This window comes from Fluviispira multicolorata (assembly GCF_009208585.1).
Taxonomy (GTDB): domain Bacteria; phylum Bdellovibrionota_B; class Oligoflexia; order Silvanigrellales; family Silvanigrellaceae; genus Silvanigrella; species Silvanigrella multicolorata.
The window spans coordinates 652181-671308 of record NZ_WFLN01000005.1 but is presented as its reverse complement, the minus strand read 5'-3'; the positions used below and the strand labels follow the sequence as shown (position 1 = coordinate 671308).

The following is a 19128-nucleotide window of genomic DNA, read 5'->3' as shown; positions in this document are numbered from 1 at the left end:
GCCGACTAATATAATTAAAAAAGCCACTATCGTGTTTTTTTAATTCCTCGTCCACTTCGCCGACAATGGATCAATCGGCCTTGACTCGCCCCTAAAGGAGCGAGAATGCGGCCTTGCTCTGTTCAATCGCATTTTTTGCTCTGCTTTGCACAACTAAATATATTTTAATATAGCGTATTTTTTAATTAATAAAAATTTAATTTGGTAATAAATCTAAATTTTAAATTCAAATTGAGCAGAGTATAATATGGTTAAAAATTTAATTCTTTTTAAAATTACATTTACCTGAATTATTCTCACCAATACCTTCAACACATGTTAAACTATTTTTTAATCTTTTCCAACCCGGAGAAGAAAAATTCTCATCAAAATTTTGGGATTCTGAAATTAAATATTGCTGTCCTCGAACAGATTGCAAACCTACTATTTTATTGTCTTTAGCTCCATAGCTACAAATAATATGATTTGAAATCACAGAAGAACCTGCTCCTTCCTCAATATGAAAAGCAAAAACATATCCGAGTCTTAAAAAACTTGTCACCCCATCGAGTGCTTTATAAGCACGCGTGTTTTGCAATTGGATCCATTTGCCGCTTTCAGTGTTTGCAAAATGGCTCCCATCAATAAGTACTTTTATTTCTGAAGGATTTGGGCAATTTGCAAAAGCACTCGATGTAGCTATTAAAGCAACTGAATTTAAGAATATTAAAGAATATTTTCTTTTAATCATAAAAAACCTCAATATTATTTTGCTATTGTATTAATTTTACATTTAACACAACAAGTAAAATAGCATTTTTTATTTTTTATACAATGTTATTTAAGAATAAATTTCAATATATTCATAACTTAATATTTTTATAGCAACTTTTTAAATCTAAGCAAATAAGTGTAAAATTTTAAATACATAAATTGCTATAACTTCCCCTTATATAAAATTTGGAGATGAATTTGGGCTAATTCTAAAAAATGCATATCTTGGAAGTCGAGAAAGAAATTCGCTTTTATTAAGGTTTATAAAGATAAATTTATTTTGCCAATTCATTTGAAAAAGATAATACAAATTGAAATGAAAAATATAATTTAGATTACGCATTTAATAATGCTGAATTCGCAAATAAAAGAAAAGATAATAGGGAAATATTAAGCGGTAGAATATATAGATAATGATTAATAATAAAAAATATAAATCTCATGAAATAATATTAATGGGATTTTTTATTGGATTTTTTATTGGATTTTTATTGGAAGTAATTGTCCCAAATTTTAATTTTTTTAAAAGTATCAGTCAAGTTCTGATATATATGATCATGTATATATTTGGTAGAGGGTAAGTAACTGCGCACCTAATTATAATTACTAGGATTATTACGATTCAGATTAAAGTTTTTTGTTATAAATACAATATCTAAAATATATACAAGAAAAATAGATATAAGGCAAAAAATACCAGATAAAATAAAAATAGCTTTCATGCCAACTATACTCCCATCAGAAGCAGTGTTCAAAAGCCGCTCCCCCAAAAAAGCACCTAAAAAATAACCAATATCGCTAAATATTTTTTGTAAAGAATAATAACTGGTTCTGTCTTCAGGTTTTGGCACTAAAGAATACATTTTTCCAAAAGATACAGGAGAAACAGTCCGCAAAAAAGTAAAAATTGGATAAAATATAAATGGAAAATATATATTTTGACTGCTATTAAGCATAATAATAAAAAAAATAAATATAAAAATTAACGACAAAACAGCTGCTTCTCGATAACCATATTTATCAATAAATACACCTATTTTTTTACTTGTTAATACAGCCAAAAGTCCGCCAATGGCATAAACAATACTCAAATTTTCTCTTTGCATTTTCATATTATATATAAAAAATACTGGTAAAATCGGGACAAACATGATGAAAAAAGTTGTATTTATAAAACTAATGAATAGAGAAATTAACACAGGCCAATTTTTAATGAAACAAAATATGCTTATGCGAATATTTATTAACCAATTAGGTGATAAAAATATGTATTTTTTTGTGTATGCATTATTTATTTTAAAAGTAAAATAAATAGAAATTATTAGTGGCAGAAGGAGTGCGCTTGTGAAAAAAAATGGTGCCCTCCATGAAAATAGTCGTGCAATTTCCAAACTGAATGGTAGCCCCAAAACAATAACTAAAGAAGAAGCCATAGCCATTTTTCCTAGCGCGCTCCCTCGCTTATCTTCTGGAAATAAATCAGCAACGGTCGAATATATAATTGGATAAATAGCACCAGAAAATAAGCCGGAAATTATTCTTGAAAATATGAGCATATGGAAACTTTGTGCAAGTGCAGAAAAAATATCTGCGAACAAAATGCCCGTGAGTGAAATAAGAAGTACGCTTTTTCTGTTTATTAAATTGAGAACTAACATTGATAACACGGAGGATGTCGCAGAGGCCGCAGCATAAGCTCCAATAACACCGCCAAACATATTACCAGGAATGTTAAATGCTTTTATTAAATCTGGCCCTAGGGGGATAATAATTGCTTGATCCAAAATAAAAACAAATAAGCAAGCAAAAAAAATATTTAAAACATACTTTTCATTTTTTATCATTACTTTTTTCTAATCTATAAAGAATGTACTTTTCAAATTTAGGATGTTATCAACTAAAATAAACTCTGATATAAAAGGCCCTCTGCCACAAACTATTAAATACTTATCTCCATTTTTTGTTTCATAAGAATTTATTACTTTTGGAAAATCTGGATGCTGAAACTGTGATTCAACATATCCATTTCCTTTCTAGAATCTATATTTTTAATTTGTATTGTTTGCAGCATTATTTTACATTCCAAATGGATAAGCATTGTGATCAAAAAACTCTGACGAACGAATTAAGCGAAAAGCCTGCAAATACGCTTTTAATACATTTAAACCGTGGTTAATGCGTTGTCTTATAATTTGATCATATTCGCTTTCATGTGTATCGAAATTTAATACTTGATTTACTTTTCTAATAATAATTTGTTCTGGAATATAACAAATTTTTGTATTTTTATGTGTAAAGGATCTTAACATTGTCAGAGGATATGAGCCTGCATCACCAGCAGAAACTGAAACAATAAGTGCTGGTTTGTGTGCTAAAACACCATTTGACGCAAGTTGAAAAAAATTTATTAAATCCGGCGGTGCCATGCCACCCCATTCTGGCGAAACAACAATAAGTGCTTCTGTATTTTTTATCTTATTGCTGACTTGTGACCATTCATGATTCCATTTTTCCTTTTCTTGCCACAAGGCTTCATTCCAAAAAGGTAATGGATGATTAGTTAAGTCAAAAATTGCGACTTTATTATTTTCATCTAATTCTTCTAATTGATTTTGTAAATAGAGAGACACTTTTTTAGATTGAGATTCCTTTCTTGAGCTCCCATTAATAATCATGAATTTGTTTTGTGCATTCATTTTTCTGTGACTCCTATTCTGTAAATTTTTCTGCAGTTCAATTTGAACTAAATTCACACTGATTTAGCAAATTATCATTTGTACCTTGTAGTAAAAATTTTTTATTTTGAGCATCCCAAAGTATGAGGCAATTTTGATAACCAACAGTAAAAGTATATTTATCTTTATTAGAAAAAATACTACTAATTGGGGCTTTGTCTCCAAGCATTAATTATTAATTTGTGCTGTGCATTTGTAGCGGAATAAATGCTCTGTTTGCTACAGAAACTTTTTGTAACTGTGAGTGATTTTTTTGCAAATGTTTATTATGTGTCATAAAATCCCTTTTACTTCATACAAATCGAATTGAGTCGATATGATACTTATTTGACTAAAAAGTATTGCGAAAAAAATTAATAAACAGACCCTGCTTACATGGATAAGTCAAGCAACTTTTTTCTCAGCTGCATGACTAATTAAAACTAAATTCAAAATAGTAAGAAGTAAAATTTTTAACATTGTATTCCTATTTAATTTTAATAATTATATTAAAATTAAATTTTGTCAAGACAATAATTTACTTTTTTATCTGTTTTTTTAATAGATTACCAAAAAATAATTTAGAATTGTAATAAAATACAAAATTTATTTTTGCTTTGGTCCCTGTTTCAGTTGACACTTAATTAATAAGAATTTTGATACTGATTTAAACTCATCATGACAAACCCAGAATGGGTGCAAAGTGATTATAATCGTATAATCACTTTTTTAAACGATTTAAAACTCAACCAGTAAAATATCAATAATTGACATAAATATAATCCATTTCAAACTGATTTATCTCTATAAATTGAGCCTCGATCAATGAGCCATTCTATTTTCCGTTTAGTTTTGTAAGTTTTAAATCTTTTTCAACCGATCAATTTATGAATGGCTTTTCTAATAATGGTTATTTAGATAAATTTTAAATAATATATTTTATATGCTTCAAATAAAATGAAAATTCTAAATAAACTTTTTCATTATTTTTGCATCAAAATAAATTACTTAATTTAAATTTTAAAGCCATGAAATTAAATGTCTTTTTATCTTGACGATGTAAACACTAACTGGTACTAATTGTCATTGACAATTTTAATGAGTGCAAATTGCACAAAAAAATATTCTTAACGTTATATTTAATGATAAAATAATAAACATTAAATAAATAGAATAGTCATTACATTCCTCCAGCTATTTTTTTAAATAGTTAGAATAAAAAGAAGGGATGTGAAGTAGAAAAACTAATAAAATAAAAAGTTTTTTAGATGTACGTCTTAATGTTATTTATTTCATAAACCACCGAAATAAGAATCAAGATGACAAATTGGAATTGTTGTAATTGATGATGAAGAAAAATAATTAATTGATGATTGTTTTTATGAATCTAGGTTAGGGTGTGTTCTCAAATATTGAAGAAGAGTTGATTTTTGGCATGTTTTCCGCAAAAGTTGGATTACGAAGTCTAACGAAAGCGAGAAAACATGTTAAGAACAATGATAACAGATCAATTATGGTTAAGGCTAGTTCCTTTATTAAAAGAATTTAAGATTCATTTTTCAAATAAACTAAAGATTTTTATGGAAGCAGTCTTTTGGAAGTTACGAACAGGTGCTCCATGGAGAGATCTTCCGACGGAATTTGGCTCTCATTCAACAATATTTAATAAATTTAATCGTTAGTCAAAGCTAGGAATCTGGCAAGAATTATTCTTAAAAATTCGAGGAGAATTAGATAATGAATGGAATTTTATTGATTCAACAATAGTCAAAGCACATCAGCATTCTGTAATTTCTTCAAGTAAAAAAAGAGAATGCATTGGAAGAACTGTTAGTGGTAACTCAAGTAAAATTCAAATGATTTCTGATTCATGTGGTAATCCTATTGACTTTATTTTAAGTGAAGGTCAAGTGCATGATAGTAAAATTGCTAATCAGCTTCTAGAAATAAGCAATGCAGAAGTATTAATTGCTGACAGAGCATATCATGTTCAAAAAATAAGAAAAAAATTGCAAGAAAAAGGAATTCGGGTTGTGATTCCTAAGAAAAAAAATACAATAGATAAAACGAATGAAGAATTCGACAAATATTTATATAAAATAAGATATTTAATTGAGAACTTATTTGCTAGATTAAAGCAATTTAGAAGCATTGCAACCCGTTACGATAAGAAGAAAAGTAACTTTTCTTCGATGATTTACCTAGGGAGTTCTATCATTTGGGTAAAAATTTGAGAACACACCCTAATTATTTCAATTATTTTTGCCAAGCTATTTAATTGAATTCCGAAGTCAAACCCGTCTGCAGGAATGGTTCTGCACTCTTAAGTGTGGGAAAGTAGCTATGTGCAACCTTAAATTTTAATCGTTCACAATATCCAATAAAACCTGATCAAGTGACATATTTTCTATTTCATCACAGGTTTTTGTATCGCAGATATCAAACTTTGCGCAAATTGAAACCATATCGTCATCGAGTTTTTTTAAGAATTCCCTCGCATATTTATCATCGCCGATTTGAACAATAGAAATTCCGAATTTATTGTCACTTTCCATTTTTTTGCTCGTTTCAAGGACCAAGTTTGCCAAACTGCGTTAACCTTGCACAACGTCAGTTCGTTCTCCATCTGTTACAATGATTACGGATGTGGATTTGCCGGAATGATTAATATGGTTGTTAATAACATCGCTGAGAACGGGAGTTCTGGTTATAGTTCCGTATTCGTAGAAGCCGCTGACATGCTAGGCGAACTACTTTCAGAAGAATTACGAGGTACAATTAGATTAAAACTTAAAAAATATACGAAACCTGATTTACTCGCCATTGATGAAGTTAGCTTCCTTTCTTATAGTAAGAAACATGCAGATATTTTATTTTAATTAATACAAAAATGTTCATGTAATTAATCGACAATTATTATAACAAATAAGCCATTTGGGGAGTCGTCTCAACTTTTCCCTGACGTTGTCTCTGTTAATGCACTTATAGATAAAATAATTGAACGCTGTGAGGTAATTTAATAGAGGCAAAAACATATTGAAGAAAAAAATTTACCGATAAAAAAAAGAAAAGGAAGAAAGGTTAAAGTCACTTAAAAAGTAAGTTTCATAGCTAAAAAGACCGCAGTTTCAATGTCATAATTCTGCGGTTTTAGATTGTTGCCAACATATATCGGATAATGAAATTAAATGGCCTCCTCCTTCCTAAAAATCAAGTGCAAAGAACAAATCATACAGGTACAGGAAAAATTGTAACTCTTCATTCAAATACAAGATGGTGTTCAGACGCATTTGAAATTCATTGTTTTAATGATGAAAAAGTTTATGTTGCGTTTTCTTTAGACTGTAAGGATAGAGAAGCTATTAGTTACGTTGCATCTAAGGAACCATTATTAGGAAAATCTATTCAAGAATTAATGATTCGTTCTGTGGAAAAAAGATTTAAAAGTTACAAGACAAAGCGGCAAATAGAATGGCTCAGTGATCGAGGCTCGATTTATAGAGATAAATCAGTTCAAAATATTGCGAGAAATCTTGGTTTAAAGCCATGCTATACCGCTCCATACAGCCCTTCTAGCAATGGAATGGCTGAAGCATTTGTAGGCACATTTAAAAGAGATTATGTTTATGTCAATGATTGTTATTCTGCTGATTGGGTTTTAGAGCATTTAGAAGAATGGTTTTACGATTATAATCATTACGCACCTCATTCAGGACTTGCAATGATGAGTCCAGTGCAGTATCAAAATTCACATTAATCATGTGTCAATTGAATTGGGGGCCATTGCAAATATATTGTGAAACATGCATTTATTCGCGGTATCGAAAATGTGTATATAGTGTCCCCCATCGTCAAGACAAAAAGACATCAAATTTCATTAAAGCATAACATGGCTGCATGCCTCTATACTTCTTATCCCATTTAAACTAAAATAATCTTCATGCAAACCTCTTAGTGTTGTAATTTTTTTCCAGTGAACTGACGCTGGTGTGTTGTAGTCTAAAGATTGATGTAATCTATCGTTATTATAAAATCTAAAATACTCTGAAATTCCTATTTTGGCATCTACAAAAGTTTCGTATGAATTAGGATAAACATTTTCGTATTTTAAACTCCGCCAAAATCGCTCGACAAATATATTATCAAGCGCACGGCCTCTGCCATCCATACTTATTTGTATGTCCTCTAAGAGAAGCCGATTTGTAAATTCATTGCTGGTGAATTGAGAACCTTGATCTGTATTGAATATCTTAGGCTTACCATGCTTTAAAGCCTCTTCAAGAGCTTCTAAACAAAAAGCTGTGTCTAAGGTATTCGATAATTTCCACGATAAAATGTAACGACTACGCCAATCAATGACGGCACAAAGATAAACAAAACTTTTTCCTAGCCTAATGTAAGTGATATCCGTACTCCAAACCTGATTTACTTCAGTAATATCCATACCAGACAATAAATAGGGGTATTTTTTATGCGCTAAATTTGGAATAGAAAGGTTATTCTTTGGATAGATTGCTTGCAATCCCATAAGCTTCATTAAGCGATCAACTTTTTTAATATTGATTTGCTTGCCTTTTACCTTGCAAAGATATTTAGTAATTTTCCTTCTTCCGTAAAAAGGACATTTAGTATGCCAGTTAAGAGTTGAAAAAATTATTGATGGTATTGAAAAAGTAGCTTCAATTTGTTAAATAGTTTTTGCAAAAAAAACGTAACAAAAGGAGCTACCAATGGACTAGCAGAGCCAACTCATCAAAATCTATCTTACAACCTGCAATTTCTTTTCTCAACTTTCTCCTCACACTTTTTTAAAAATAAGTCCCAATTCAAACCCCTTGTTTACTGATGAAGAAGTCATCAGTATTTATATTTTTGGAATTTTGAATGGACTTAAAAATGTTAAATCTATTTTTAAGTTTATAAAAAATTTCCTTTTCGAATGGTTTCCTCATTTGCCTTTTTATGAAGGATTTTTATTTAGACTAAACTCTTTAAATTTAGTTTTTCCTGAACTCGTAAAATTTTTACTTAAGTATGATAAATTTAAAAATGCATTCAATTCTTTGGAAAACATTACATTAGTTGACTCACAACCTATTATGCTCACAAAAAATTCAAGAGCATATAAATGTAAGACTGCCAATGATATCTCTTCTGTAGGTTACTGTTCCTCAAAGGAAACTTATTACTATGGATTAAAGCTTCATCTCATTGCAACATACAGAAATCAAAAACTATCTGCCCCCAAACTCGTTAAAGTTACACAAGCAAGTACTCATGATTTAACTGCTATTAAACAAGATCTTTTAACTCAAAAAAATACTAAAATCCTAGCTGACAAAGCTTATATAGATAAAAAAACAAAACGCAATTTAGGATTTATTGGGTCAGAAGTGCATACTCCAATTAAACTTTTAAAATCAAAAAAAGAGCTTTCCCATGATGAAGAAGTGTATTCAAAAATAGTAAGTTCTTTTCGACAATCAATTGAAATCCTTTTCAACTGGTTAATAGAAACGAGTGGAATTCAAATTGCATCAAAAGTTCGATCCACTAAAGGACTAATAGTTCACGTTTTCGGACGATTTTCTGCATGTCTATTTAAGTACATGTTTATATTTTAACTTAACATTCTCAACTCTTAACTGGCATTTAGTATAAACTTCATCAATAAGGTTCATGGTTTTAATGTCGCTATCGTCTTTTTCAACGGGCTTATAATAAAAAGAGGAACGGGGTACACCTAAAATTTCGCATTGCCTTGATATTGAAATTGTTAAATTTTCTTCTTCTATCAATGTTTTTCTATCCTTAACCTTTGATACCAGATTTTTTTTTCAACCAGTCAACTTCGACTTTAAGTTATCCTATTTGTTGATATAGCTGAGGAACTAAAACTTCATCAAGCTTTGCTTCCTTCTTTCTTTTATCTACAAATATGCTCCCAATTCCATCAAGAAGTTCTTTTTTCCAAGTGCAAACTTGATTAGGAAATACTTGATATTTGTTGGCAATTTCATTAATTGTCGCTAGTTCCTCTATTGCTTCTAAGGCAACCTTACTTTTAAACTCTGCTGAAAAACTTTTGAGCTGAATCGGACTCCCCAAAATTAGCAATTCGCTTATTCTTACCGCAGCCATGATTAAATGTCATCATGTACAGTTTTCGGGGGGCATTATACGGATCGGCTGATGCATTTGCTTCTGTACATGGCTTTAAAGGAGCGACTTTACTTTGGATAAAAGAATTGATTTCATTTGTAAGTGCTGGGTTTGGGTCTTCCCAATTAATAGGAAAATTATAATAATCAATAGTTGAGTCTCCCTTGGCAGGCCCACAGCTTGTAAATATAAAAAAGAAGAAAAAAAGAGAGAGTTTAATTTTTATTTTATTAAGTTTTATTAAGAGTTTAATTATCATAAATGTTTTCCAAATAAAATTAAAAATTTATCTCTTTAAATTTGTCATCAATGAATTACATCGACAGCTAACGAACTAATAAAAATCTCAGTTCTTTCAGATACATTTTCTATGCAGAAACTTATCCTTCCATCTGCATAACTTTTATTAAAATTAAGTTTTGAAACTATAAATTCATCATTTTCTGTTTTTGCTTTAATATAAGATCCGTTATCAAAATAAGATATAGTTTCTATGTCTCTTAACTCTTTAAGGTAAAAAGGTGCTGAAAGAATTTCTTGATATCCTCTATCATTAGCATAAGCTTTTAGTTGGAAGAGTTGAATTTTAGTCAAATCAGCTGGGGATGCAATCCATGTGTAAGCTGTAGATTTGATTTCTAATTGAGGATTAAGTTGAGCTTTTTGAGTCAAAAAAATAGGCACAGTTGATAAAGCGCAACCCTTAATAGGTCTAAAGTCAGAATAATGCCAGTACATATTATTTATGTTTCCATAATTCGAATAAAAATCGCTTGGGTCAAAGATAAATCGAGTGAAGTTATTATTTGTTTCACTTTTAAGTGCATTTGCATACGGGCCATAAGAAAAAATGGCTAAGAATAATATAAAATTACGTGACAAAAAAAATCCTTATTTTAAGAGTTGAAGTTCGTATATTGGCAATTGCTTATGTAAACTAGGATCGAATATAAAATTATTATTTTCATATAGTTTTTTTAAAAGCATGTTGTTCGAAAGCTCATTATTAGGGTAATCATTTTTTAATTGCATTTTTAAATTAATTAGATAAGAAACTGCAACTGGGGTGGCAAATGAAGGTGAAATCGCGGTTCCAGAAGTTGGATAAGCGCCAATGTTATATTTTGAAAAATGAATTACTCCTTTATTATAGCGAAATGGTCTTTTTATTTCAACAGCAAAATTGATATATAAATCTGTACAGAGTTTTGCATTCTTCTCGTATTCATTTAGATATTCTATATTTTTACTTCCTTCAAATGGAAGGGGTTGCTCAAGAATATTGGCGGTTCCAACCCGAACTCTATTGGTTAATTCTTGGCAATCAGAATAAAAATCTTTATCATGTTTTGATTTTATTAAATAATCTGATCCAGAGTTTGCTTGTACTAGAAGTGCTTTTGATTTTGTGGTCAATGGTTTTAAAAAATACTCAAAATATACTTTATTGATATTTGTAATTAATTTAGTTGAAACTTCTCTGCACCTATTATTTTGTAAGATTTGTCGCAATGTTCTTGCGCTATAGCCTTGAGAATAGGAGATAAAATTAATATCATATTGTTTTATTTTAGATAATATACTATTTGCTTGTCTGTCAAATAATTTACTAATTTCTTTTATTTTATTGTCTTCTGAATCATTTCCGCATAAAATGCTATTGAATTTACTATCATTTTCATGCACTAAAACAAATTGGCTATTGGGTGAATTATTGGCTATATAATTGAAAATAATAACTCCATGTCCTGTGCTAGAATTTAAAAATGGAAATTTTTCAATAAATGTATCCAAACTTGGAGTTAAAAGCTCAGAAGGTATTTTTTCATAGGCTGGATTCTGAAAAGAGTCTAATAAAATTTCCTTTGCAGCTTGAGGAATATATAAAGCTGGTGGTCTTGCATTATATTCTCCAGTCTTTTCATCTTCGAATAAATTTTCTAAAACTCTATTTCGATAGCGAGTATATGCAGCTAGCATCATGCCTTGGCTATCTATTAGCATAACTCGGTAACCTTTACTACTTGGCAGTGGTTCCGCTGTTCCTGCTTCAATTTTTTCAAGCCTGCAGTTTGGATGATTTTTTACATTCTCTTCTGTACAGGTGGGTATATTATTCATTTTACTTTGCAAAAATGTATTGATTTCACTCGTTAGAGCAGGGTTCGGATCGTTCCAATTGTTAATTGTACTAAAATTTTCAGTTGCTCTGAATTCAGTTTCCGCAGGTTTGCATGAAGTTATAAAAGTTATTAAAAATATGATTGCTAAATTAAAACCTCTCACTCAGAAACTCCTTTATGAATCTATATGTTTTTCTAATAATTTTTTTGCTTTTTCTCGGCCAATTTTTCCAACAAGATAAAAATAGAAAGAATTATCGTAAATACCTACAATTTCTTTATTTTTAATATTTTTATTGAATCCGAGTGTTTTTAAATGTTCTACTATATTTTCTGTAATTTCTTTTGTGTCATTTATATCAAGATATTCATTTAGTAAATCTTCTAGATCAGCCTTCTCACCATTATTCAAAATATCTCTATTTTGCAAATGAATGCTCAGTTCTTGAATAGTGCTAACGAGCGGTTCTTTATCACCCAAAAGTGCGATTTCTTTTAACGCTTTAATTGAAAAAACCCGCGCATAAGCCTGCTCTTCCTCGCTAATTTTTTTAGCAAAGCTATTATCGAGTAATATATTCTTAAAAATTAAAGATATTAATTTTTTTCTCTCATAGAGTTTTGAAATCTCTTCTTGAAAATCTTTGTCAAAATTGAGCTTCGAATAGTTGTCTTTCATAGTCATAACGAATTCTTTAATTTCTTTTAAATCAGCTTCTGAGATTTCATTTTCATTTTTTGGTATATCTTGAGTGTGTTTTATAATTATAGGTTTATCAATATTTACTTCTTTTTTTTCTTTAATATAGGATGCTTTCTCTATATTTTGTCTACTATTAGAGGGTAAGAAAATGTAAAAAATAAATATTAATGTGATAATTACAAAAATGGGAAAAGCTAAAGTTATTTTCTTCATAATAGTCCTAAATGTAGATTGCGATAAGGATTATTTTCTTATCGCAATAGCATTTAACTGCTTTTGTAAATTATTTTGCCAAGCTAAATCTCCAACTATAAGGCCTTCTGCAAAGACTGTATGCTCAATATTTGAATTGCCAGTAGTAAGAACATTGAGGACATTTTTATTTGTTTTAAGAGATTCAATGGACTTAATTCCTATTGGATTTCCATTTGCAAGAACTAATTGATCGGTCAATTTTACATTTTTAGCAGCAATCATTCGGCCATCTGCAAGCAAAATTGCATGTTCAGAGGTTACTGCTAAACGTAAATTATTGTTAGTCTTAAAGACAGAAACTAAATTATCGAATCTATCGCAAGTTGGAAAAGAATTTAATCGAACTAAGGAATTAAACTCATCTTGATTTATACAACCAATTTGCAGTGCATAATCCCTTTCTTTTTTACAGTAGCTTTCCTCCGGCACAAAGCCTGGAAGGCATCTACCGTTTCCGCTGGCTTTATCAATTCTATTTCCCGGAGGTGCTGCAAATGTTTGTATTGTAAGCAAGAGAGAGAAACAAAATATAAGAGATTTAAAGAAATTCATTGAGAAAACTTTATTGAGCATAATAAGCTCTCCTTAGTGCGGGTTTAAATTAAGTAATTGACTTTTTACTTAATATCGAAAATATTTAAATCGTGATTCTCAAAATTATTATTTGTTGTATCGCTACCGCAATTGCACCATGCTATTAATTCATTATTTCTATTACAAGCAGGAATTGCGCGATATATAACAAGCGAGTCATATTCATCTTGATTAATACACTTTTTTTCCAGAGCAAATATTCTTTCCTTATAGCAGAAATCTTCATTCATACTATCAATTAAGCATCGTAAACTGCGGTCAATTGGTCCATCTATCCGATTTCCCGGAGGGGCTGCATAAGATTGAACAGCAATTGAAATGGAGAGCGTTAAAAAGAAGCTTTTAGCAAGTTTTTGCAGAAATAGCTTTTTCTTCAAAGTAAGTCTCCGAAAATTTTAGAATTTTACTTCTGTGGATAGTTAATTTTTTTAAATGAATGAACAAGTTGCAGTCAGTTTGTCCAAAAAAATGACATTCATTTAACTTTAGTGTCGAGTTATCAGTATTTAAAAAGAAAAAAAAATTGTATGCATTTTTAGTAAAAAAAATGTGAGAGTTTTTACTAAAATAGTATGTCAAAATTTTGACGATTTTTTGGTAAAAAAGCATTTTTTTGTAAGTAATTAAATTTTTAAAGTACAATCAAAAACTCTTTTTTTAAGTTACAAATCTCTATTAAAAAAGATTGGATAAAAGAAAAATTCAGGGATTATTATTGAGAGTTCTATAATCAGAAATAAGTTTTAAGAATATTTAATTTCTTTGATTAATTTAATGCTATTTTATTGCGGAATATTTTAATTTTGGAAGAGGAATTAAGTAAAATAGGCCTAATGTAACAGATAAAAAAATATTTTTTACATAATTAAAATATTCTTTGTTCGAAATAAAAATAAGTTAATTATTATTATGACTATTGGAATTAAAATTATCATGAGATAAATTACTATTTGAATAATAGTAATTACCGCAAGGGCACCAAGCTATTAAATTATGACCTCTGTCACAAAGGGGAATAGATTGTTGCCAACAGATGAAAAAAGTTTAATGAAATTTTCCCTACGCCCGTAGGGAAACTCTGTTTTTTTATTTCCAGAACTAGCACCTACTCGGATCATCCCTACGGGCGTAGGGAAACTGCCGCAGTAGACCAGTGTCAGTATAACCACAGACCGGATCATCCCTACGGGCGTAGGGAAACTTTAGTAAGAAAACTTGATATTAGTCCGTCAAAGCGGATCATCCCTACGAGCGTAGGGAAACTGCCGCAGTAGACCAGTGTCAGTATAACCACAGACCGGATCATCCCTACGGGCGTAGGGAAACTGTAATAGACACTCATTCAATATCTCATAAATACGGATCATCCCTACGCCCGTAGGGAAACTTTCGACAAAATTCTATACGATATAAAAAAATTCGGATCATCCCTACGCCCGTAGGGAAACTAGGCAGCTTTCCACTTAAATCTAAATCCCGAACGGATCATCCCTACGCCCGTAGGGAAACTTTGATTTTCAGAATGATTTGTATTTTCTGTACCGGATCATCCCTACGGGCGTAGGGAAACTGCCACTTTTTTTTAAATTTCGTCGATCAATTGCGGATCATCCCTACGGGCGTAGGGAAACTGGTAATCTGATTTTTATTTGATGGTCTGTCACCGGATCATCCCTACGGGCGTAGGGAAACTGAATTTGCATTTTTGCTTTTGAGTGATTTAAATGGATCATCCCTACGGGCGTAGGGAAACTAATTTTTCCAATACGAACTCTTTCTTTCATTACGGATCATCCCTACGGGCGTAGGGAAACTAATTTTTCCAATACGAACTCTTTCTTTCATTACGGATCATCCCTACGGGCGTAGGGAAACTCTTTCCCTGGTATTTTCAAACCCTGAAATATCCGGATCATCCCTACGGGCGTAGGGAAACTTTTATTCCTATTTTTCGTTATTATTTCTTATACGGATCATCCCTACGGGCGTAGGGAAACTTACGTCAGGATTTAATATGAAATTATTTAAATCGGATCATCCCTACGGGCGTAGGGAAACTACTGACCCCTTGGATCCACAATAAGGCATTTGCGGATCATCCCTACGGGCGTAGGGAAACTTTTATTCAATATATTTAATACTGCTCAAGAAAACGGATCATCCCTACGGGCGTAGGGAAACTGATATTTCGTCTATTAAATCTCTAATTGAAATTCGGATCATCCCTACGGGCGTAGGGAAATTATGCTAGAAAAGTTTTAATTACTGACTCAGATCGGATCATCCCTACGGGCGTAGGGAAACTGATATTTCGTCTATTAAATCTCTAATTGAAATTCGGATCATCCCTACGGGCGTAGGGAAACTATGCTAGAAAAGTTTTAATTACTGACTCAGATCGGATCATCCCTACGGGCGTAGGGAAACTGATAAAAAGTTATGTACTTTGTGATAGTCAATCGGATCATCCCTACGGGCGTAGGGAAACTGCTGTACCAATAAGGAGCTCGATCAATGATAACGGATCATCCCTACGGGCGTAGGGAAACTCGTGTTTTGTTGGTATTCGTTCTGATGAATCCCGGATCATCCCTACGGGCGTAGGGAAACTTTTTTTTAATTCGTAAATAATGGCATGGTTTAACGGATCATCCCTACGGGCGTATGGAAACTGATACAAAAAACAAGGAAGTTCTGAAATAAACGGAACATCCCTACGGGCGTAGGGAAACTTTTAAATATTTTGTCTCAAAATAATTTTTTGCCGGATCATCCCTACGGGCGTAGGGAAACTTCACGACGCATATGATCAATGCTCGATCTGAGCGGATCATCCCTACGGGCGTAGGGAAACTTTTAATCCTTTTAATATTAAATATTTCCAAAGCGGATCATCCCTACGGGCGTAGGGAAACTTTTTTAAATTATTGAAGGTATCCATTTTAGCTCGGATCATCCCTACGCCCGTAGGGAAACTTTTATTAACTCTAAAAAGGAATTACAATCTAGCGGATCATCCCTACGCCCGTAGGGAAACTGAAAATATTCAATTTAAAATTGAGACAGGAAAGGGATCATCCCTACGCCCGTAGGGAAACTTTTTTTGTCGCTAATGTTGTCATTTTGTATTCCGGATCATCCCTACGCCCGTAGGGAAACTATTTTTATCTGGCCACAATGCACTTGCAATACCGGATCATCCCTACGCCCGTAGGGAAACTCTTTTAGGAAGGAACTGCATTTTAATTCATTTCGGATCATCCCTACGCCCGTAGGGAAACTTATTAATCGTATCTCTGTCTTTTATGAGATAACGGATCATCCCTACGCCCGTAGGGAAACTCAACATTGCTTTTTTTAAATATTAAATCGCATCGGATCATCCCTACGCCCGTAGGGAAACTTATTATCATCAGTCAAGTGTTTGAACTCAGTTCGGATCATCCCTACGCCCGTAGGGAAACTCTCATTTGAGTTTATATATTCATGTTTTGATACGGATCATCCCTACGCCCGTAGGGAAACTCCCACTGTACCAAGCAATCGAAGACTCGAAAGAGGATCATCCCTACGGGCGTAGGGAAACTGAAGGCTCTTCTTTAAAGAAAACCCAGGTGAACGGATCATCCCTACGCCCGTAGGGAAACTGAAGTACTTGGCTGAAGTATCAGATGCAAAAGCGGATCATCCCTACGCCCGTAGGGAAACTCTTACCGTGCACCAAATAGAGGGGGAGACGGGAGGATCATCCCTACGCCCGTATGGAAACTTGCTGTAAATGGATATTTTGATAAAGCCGAAACGGATCATCCCTACGCCCGTAGGGAAACTTCGATTTAAATTTGATTTCTGGTTCTAAATCATGGATCATCCCTACGCCCGTAGGGAAACTTTCAGGGTCGCCCCTTATGTGGGCGGTAGTAAGCGGATCATCCCTACGCCCGTAGGGAAACTATGTGTGTGAAACTTCCCAAGAATTATCATAGCGGATCATCCCTACGCCCGTAGGGAAACTTAAGTGGAAAGCTACCACGGCTCCACTTAAATCGGATCATCCCTACGCCCGTAGGGAAACTCTTGGTGGATTTACTTTTAAAGATATGGATAGAGGATCATCCCTACGCCCGTAGGGAAACTCTGAATACTACTCAAGTATAATTCTAAATTTTCGGATCATCCCTACGCCCGTAGGGAAACTTTATTTTCAGTATTAAAAATTATTTTCAATTACGGATCATCCCTACGCCCGTAGGGAAACTATGATAGTTTCTCCATTTTATTCAGGTCCAACCGGATCATCCCTACGCCCGTAGGGAAACTCCTCATCTACAAAAGTAGCGCAACAAAAAAACGGATCATCCCTACGCCCGTAGGGAAACTTGAAAAAAATGAATTTTTATTATCAGAAATTTCGGATCATCCCTACGCCCGTAGGGAAACTGTGTCTTTTTTGGAGATATAGGAAGAGGACAACGGATCATCCCTACGCCCGTAGGGAAACTTTTATTTGTCTGGTTATGAACAAGATTCAATACGGATCATCCCTACGCCCGTAGGGAAACTTGTCCCCATGCTTGTAATTGCACCCGAAAGGGCGGATCATCCCTACGGGCGTAGGGAAACTTTCACCAATTAAATTTGTTGCAACACCATCAAAGGATCATCCCTACGGGCGTAGGGAAACTTTCTTTTTTTTCGGATTTTGTGATTTTCAACTCGGATCATCCCTACGGGCGTAGGGAAACTACACGTGCATTGACTACGTCAGACTTTCCTAACGGATCATCCCTACGGGCGTAGGGAAACTGCGAGTTTAAATCTCGAATATTTTGAATAAAACGGATCATCCCTACGGGCGTAGGGAAACTGCCGCATTTTGCTTTCGCAATCAATCCCCAGACGGATCATCCCTACGGGCGTAGGGAAACTTATAACCTCCATTTGTTTCCTCAATTATACCATCGGATCATCCCTACGGGCGTAGGGAAACTATTCCAAACAATATCCGCTTCAAACTCGGCAGCGGATCATCCCTACGGGCGTAGGGAAACTCTCATATCCCGATGAAATGTGAGAAATAACCCCGGATCATCCCTACGGGCGTAGGGAAACTGAGGAAAAATAACTTTGACAGATTTAAACATGCGGATCATCCCTACGGGCGTAGGGAAACTGGATCTTGAGACAAATTTTAAAACAGAAGGATCGGATCATCCCTACGGGCGTAGGGAAACTAAGCTCAAGCAATGCTACAAACCACGCTGGAGCGGATCATCCCTACGGGCGTAGGGAAACTAATGATATTTCATGGTTTTATATCTGCGATCTCGGATCATCCCTACGGGCGTAGGGAAACTTGTGTGGAATCCTAAGTCGATTCCCACACATCCGGATCATCCCTACGGGCGTAGGGAAACTCTGCCAATATATTTCTCGGGATTACTCATCACCGGATCATCCCTACGGGCGTAGGGAAACTCCTTCATATATGGGTTCGTGGGGAGTCATGACCGGATCATCCCTACGGGCGTAGGGAAACTAAAATCAATATCATTATTTATCATATAGTAATCGGATCATCCCTACGGGCGTAGGGAAACTAAAAGAAACAATCGGTGCATTAATTGGCACTTCGGATCATCCCTACGGGCGTAGGGAAACTGTTTAATTGATGATCAAAATCAATTAATAAAACGGATCATCCCTACGGGCGTAGGGAAACTCAACTGAGATATTGGGTATCAGTATGCAGTTTCGGATCATCCCTACGGGCGTAGGGAAACTACACTATTTATGAGAAATATACTCTTTAACAACGGATCAT

General features: G+C 33.3%; 15 protein-coding genes, 1 pseudogene and 1 CRISPR repeat array (1 of these 17 running past the window's edge). Of the genes and pseudogenes, 5 read left to right on the top strand and 11 right to left on the bottom strand.

All coding sequences use genetic code 11. The annotated features are described in order from the left end of the window. Nucleotides 1-259 precede the first annotated feature (259 nt). From GCL57_RS06425 to GCL57_RS06415, 3 genes are all read right to left on the bottom strand, one after another. Complete coding sequence (locus tag GCL57_RS06425) at nt 260-730, bottom strand: DUF3757 domain-containing protein (RefSeq protein WP_152212519.1); 471 nt, start codon at nt 728-730, stop codon at nt 260-262. A 616-nt stretch (nt 731-1346) separates the two neighbouring features. Next, a complete protein-coding gene (locus tag GCL57_RS06420; protein WP_152212518.1) occupies nt 1347-2597 on the bottom strand; it encodes an MFS transporter in 1251 nt (416 codons plus the stop codon). A 231-nt stretch (nt 2598-2828) separates the two neighbouring features. Next, nucleotides 2829-3449 (bottom strand): NADPH-dependent FMN reductase, encoded by a 621-nt coding sequence (locus GCL57_RS06415; RefSeq protein ID WP_152212517.1) that lies wholly within the window; start codon nt 3447-3449, stop codon nt 2829-2831. A 1502-nt stretch (nt 3450-4951) separates the two neighbouring features. Between GCL57_RS06415 and GCL57_RS06410 the strand changes: the two are divergent. Continuing rightward, nucleotides 4952-5701: pseudogene (locus GCL57_RS06410) on the top strand (IS5 family transposase). A 126-nt stretch (nt 5702-5827) separates the two neighbouring features. Here GCL57_RS06410 and GCL57_RS06405 read toward each other — a convergent pair. Continuing rightward, complete coding sequence (locus GCL57_RS06405) at nt 5828-6055, bottom strand: vWA domain-containing protein (protein ID WP_152212516.1); 228 nt, start codon at nt 6053-6055, stop codon at nt 5828-5830. A gap of 72 nt (nt 6056-6127) precedes the next feature. On the opposite strand from GCL57_RS06405, the gene GCL57_RS06400 reads away from it, so the two are divergent. Continuing rightward, nucleotides 6128-6346, top strand: a complete 219-nt coding sequence (locus tag GCL57_RS06400) for an ATP-binding protein (RefSeq protein ID WP_152212515.1) — start codon at nt 6128-6130, stop codon at nt 6344-6346. 299 nt (nt 6347-6645) lie between these two features. Next, a complete protein-coding gene (locus GCL57_RS06395; protein WP_152212514.1) occupies nt 6646-7224 on the top strand; it encodes a DDE-type integrase/transposase/recombinase in 579 nt (192 codons plus the stop codon). 120 nt (nt 7225-7344) lie between these two features. Here GCL57_RS06395 and GCL57_RS06390 read toward each other — a convergent pair whose 3' ends face one another. After that, nucleotides 7345-8121, bottom strand: coding sequence for an IS3 family transposase (locus tag GCL57_RS06390; RefSeq protein ID WP_281349644.1), 777 nt, complete (start codon nt 8119-8121; stop codon nt 7345-7347). Nucleotides 8122-8302: 181 nt separating this feature from the next. Between GCL57_RS06390 and GCL57_RS06385 the strand changes: the two genes are divergently transcribed. Beyond that, on the top strand, nt 8303-9091 hold the full coding sequence (locus tag GCL57_RS06385; protein ID WP_161597632.1) for an IS982 family transposase: 789 nt from the start codon (nt 8303-8305) through the stop codon (nt 9089-9091). A 238-nt stretch (nt 9092-9329) separates the two neighbouring features. On the opposite strand, the gene GCL57_RS06380 is transcribed toward GCL57_RS06385, so the two are convergent. Continuing rightward, a complete protein-coding gene (locus GCL57_RS06380) occupies nt 9330-9608 on the bottom strand; it encodes a transposase (RefSeq protein ID WP_152212511.1) in 279 nt (92 codons plus the stop codon). A gap of 14 nt (nt 9609-9622) precedes the next feature. Between GCL57_RS06380 and GCL57_RS14765 the strand changes: the two genes are divergently transcribed. After that, entirely contained in the window at nt 9623-9772 is a 150-nt protein-coding gene (locus GCL57_RS14765; protein ID WP_161597631.1) for a hypothetical protein, read from the top strand. 163 nt (nt 9773-9935) lie between these two features. Here the strand turns inward: GCL57_RS14765 and GCL57_RS06375 are convergent, their stop codons facing one another. The 5 genes from GCL57_RS06375 to GCL57_RS06355 are packed head-to-tail and all read right to left on the bottom strand — an operon-like array spanning nt 9936 to nt 13681. Then, a complete protein-coding gene (locus GCL57_RS06375; protein WP_152212510.1) occupies nt 9936-10511 on the bottom strand; it encodes a hypothetical protein in 576 nt (191 codons plus the stop codon). A 9-nt stretch (nt 10512-10520) separates the two neighbouring features. Next, nucleotides 10521-11915: a hypothetical protein gene (locus tag GCL57_RS06370; protein ID WP_152212509.1), complete on the bottom strand. Its 1395-nt coding sequence runs from the start codon at nt 11913-11915 to the stop codon at nt 10521-10523. A 12-nt stretch (nt 11916-11927) separates the two neighbouring features. Further along, nucleotides 11928-12668 (bottom strand): hypothetical protein, encoded by a 741-nt coding sequence (locus GCL57_RS06365; protein ID WP_152212508.1) that lies wholly within the window; start codon nt 12666-12668, stop codon nt 11928-11930. A 30-nt stretch (nt 12669-12698) separates the two neighbouring features. Beyond that, nucleotides 12699-13283 carry a Hint domain-containing protein gene (locus GCL57_RS06360; RefSeq protein WP_152212507.1) on the bottom strand — a complete coding sequence of 195 codons (585 nt, stop codon included), beginning with the start codon at nt 13281-13283 and terminating at the stop codon, nt 12699-12701. 44 nt (nt 13284-13327) lie between these two features. Continuing rightward, the gene (locus GCL57_RS06355; protein WP_152212506.1) at nt 13328-13681 is read right to left on the bottom strand and encodes a hypothetical protein; all 354 of its coding nucleotides are present in this window, start codon (nt 13679-13681) and stop codon (nt 13328-13330) included. Between the two features lie 733 nt (nt 13682-14414). Then, nucleotides 14415-19128: direct repeats of the CRISPR family, unit length 29 nt; unit sequence CGGATCATCCCTACGGGCGTAGGGAAACT (it continues 998 nt past the right edge of the window).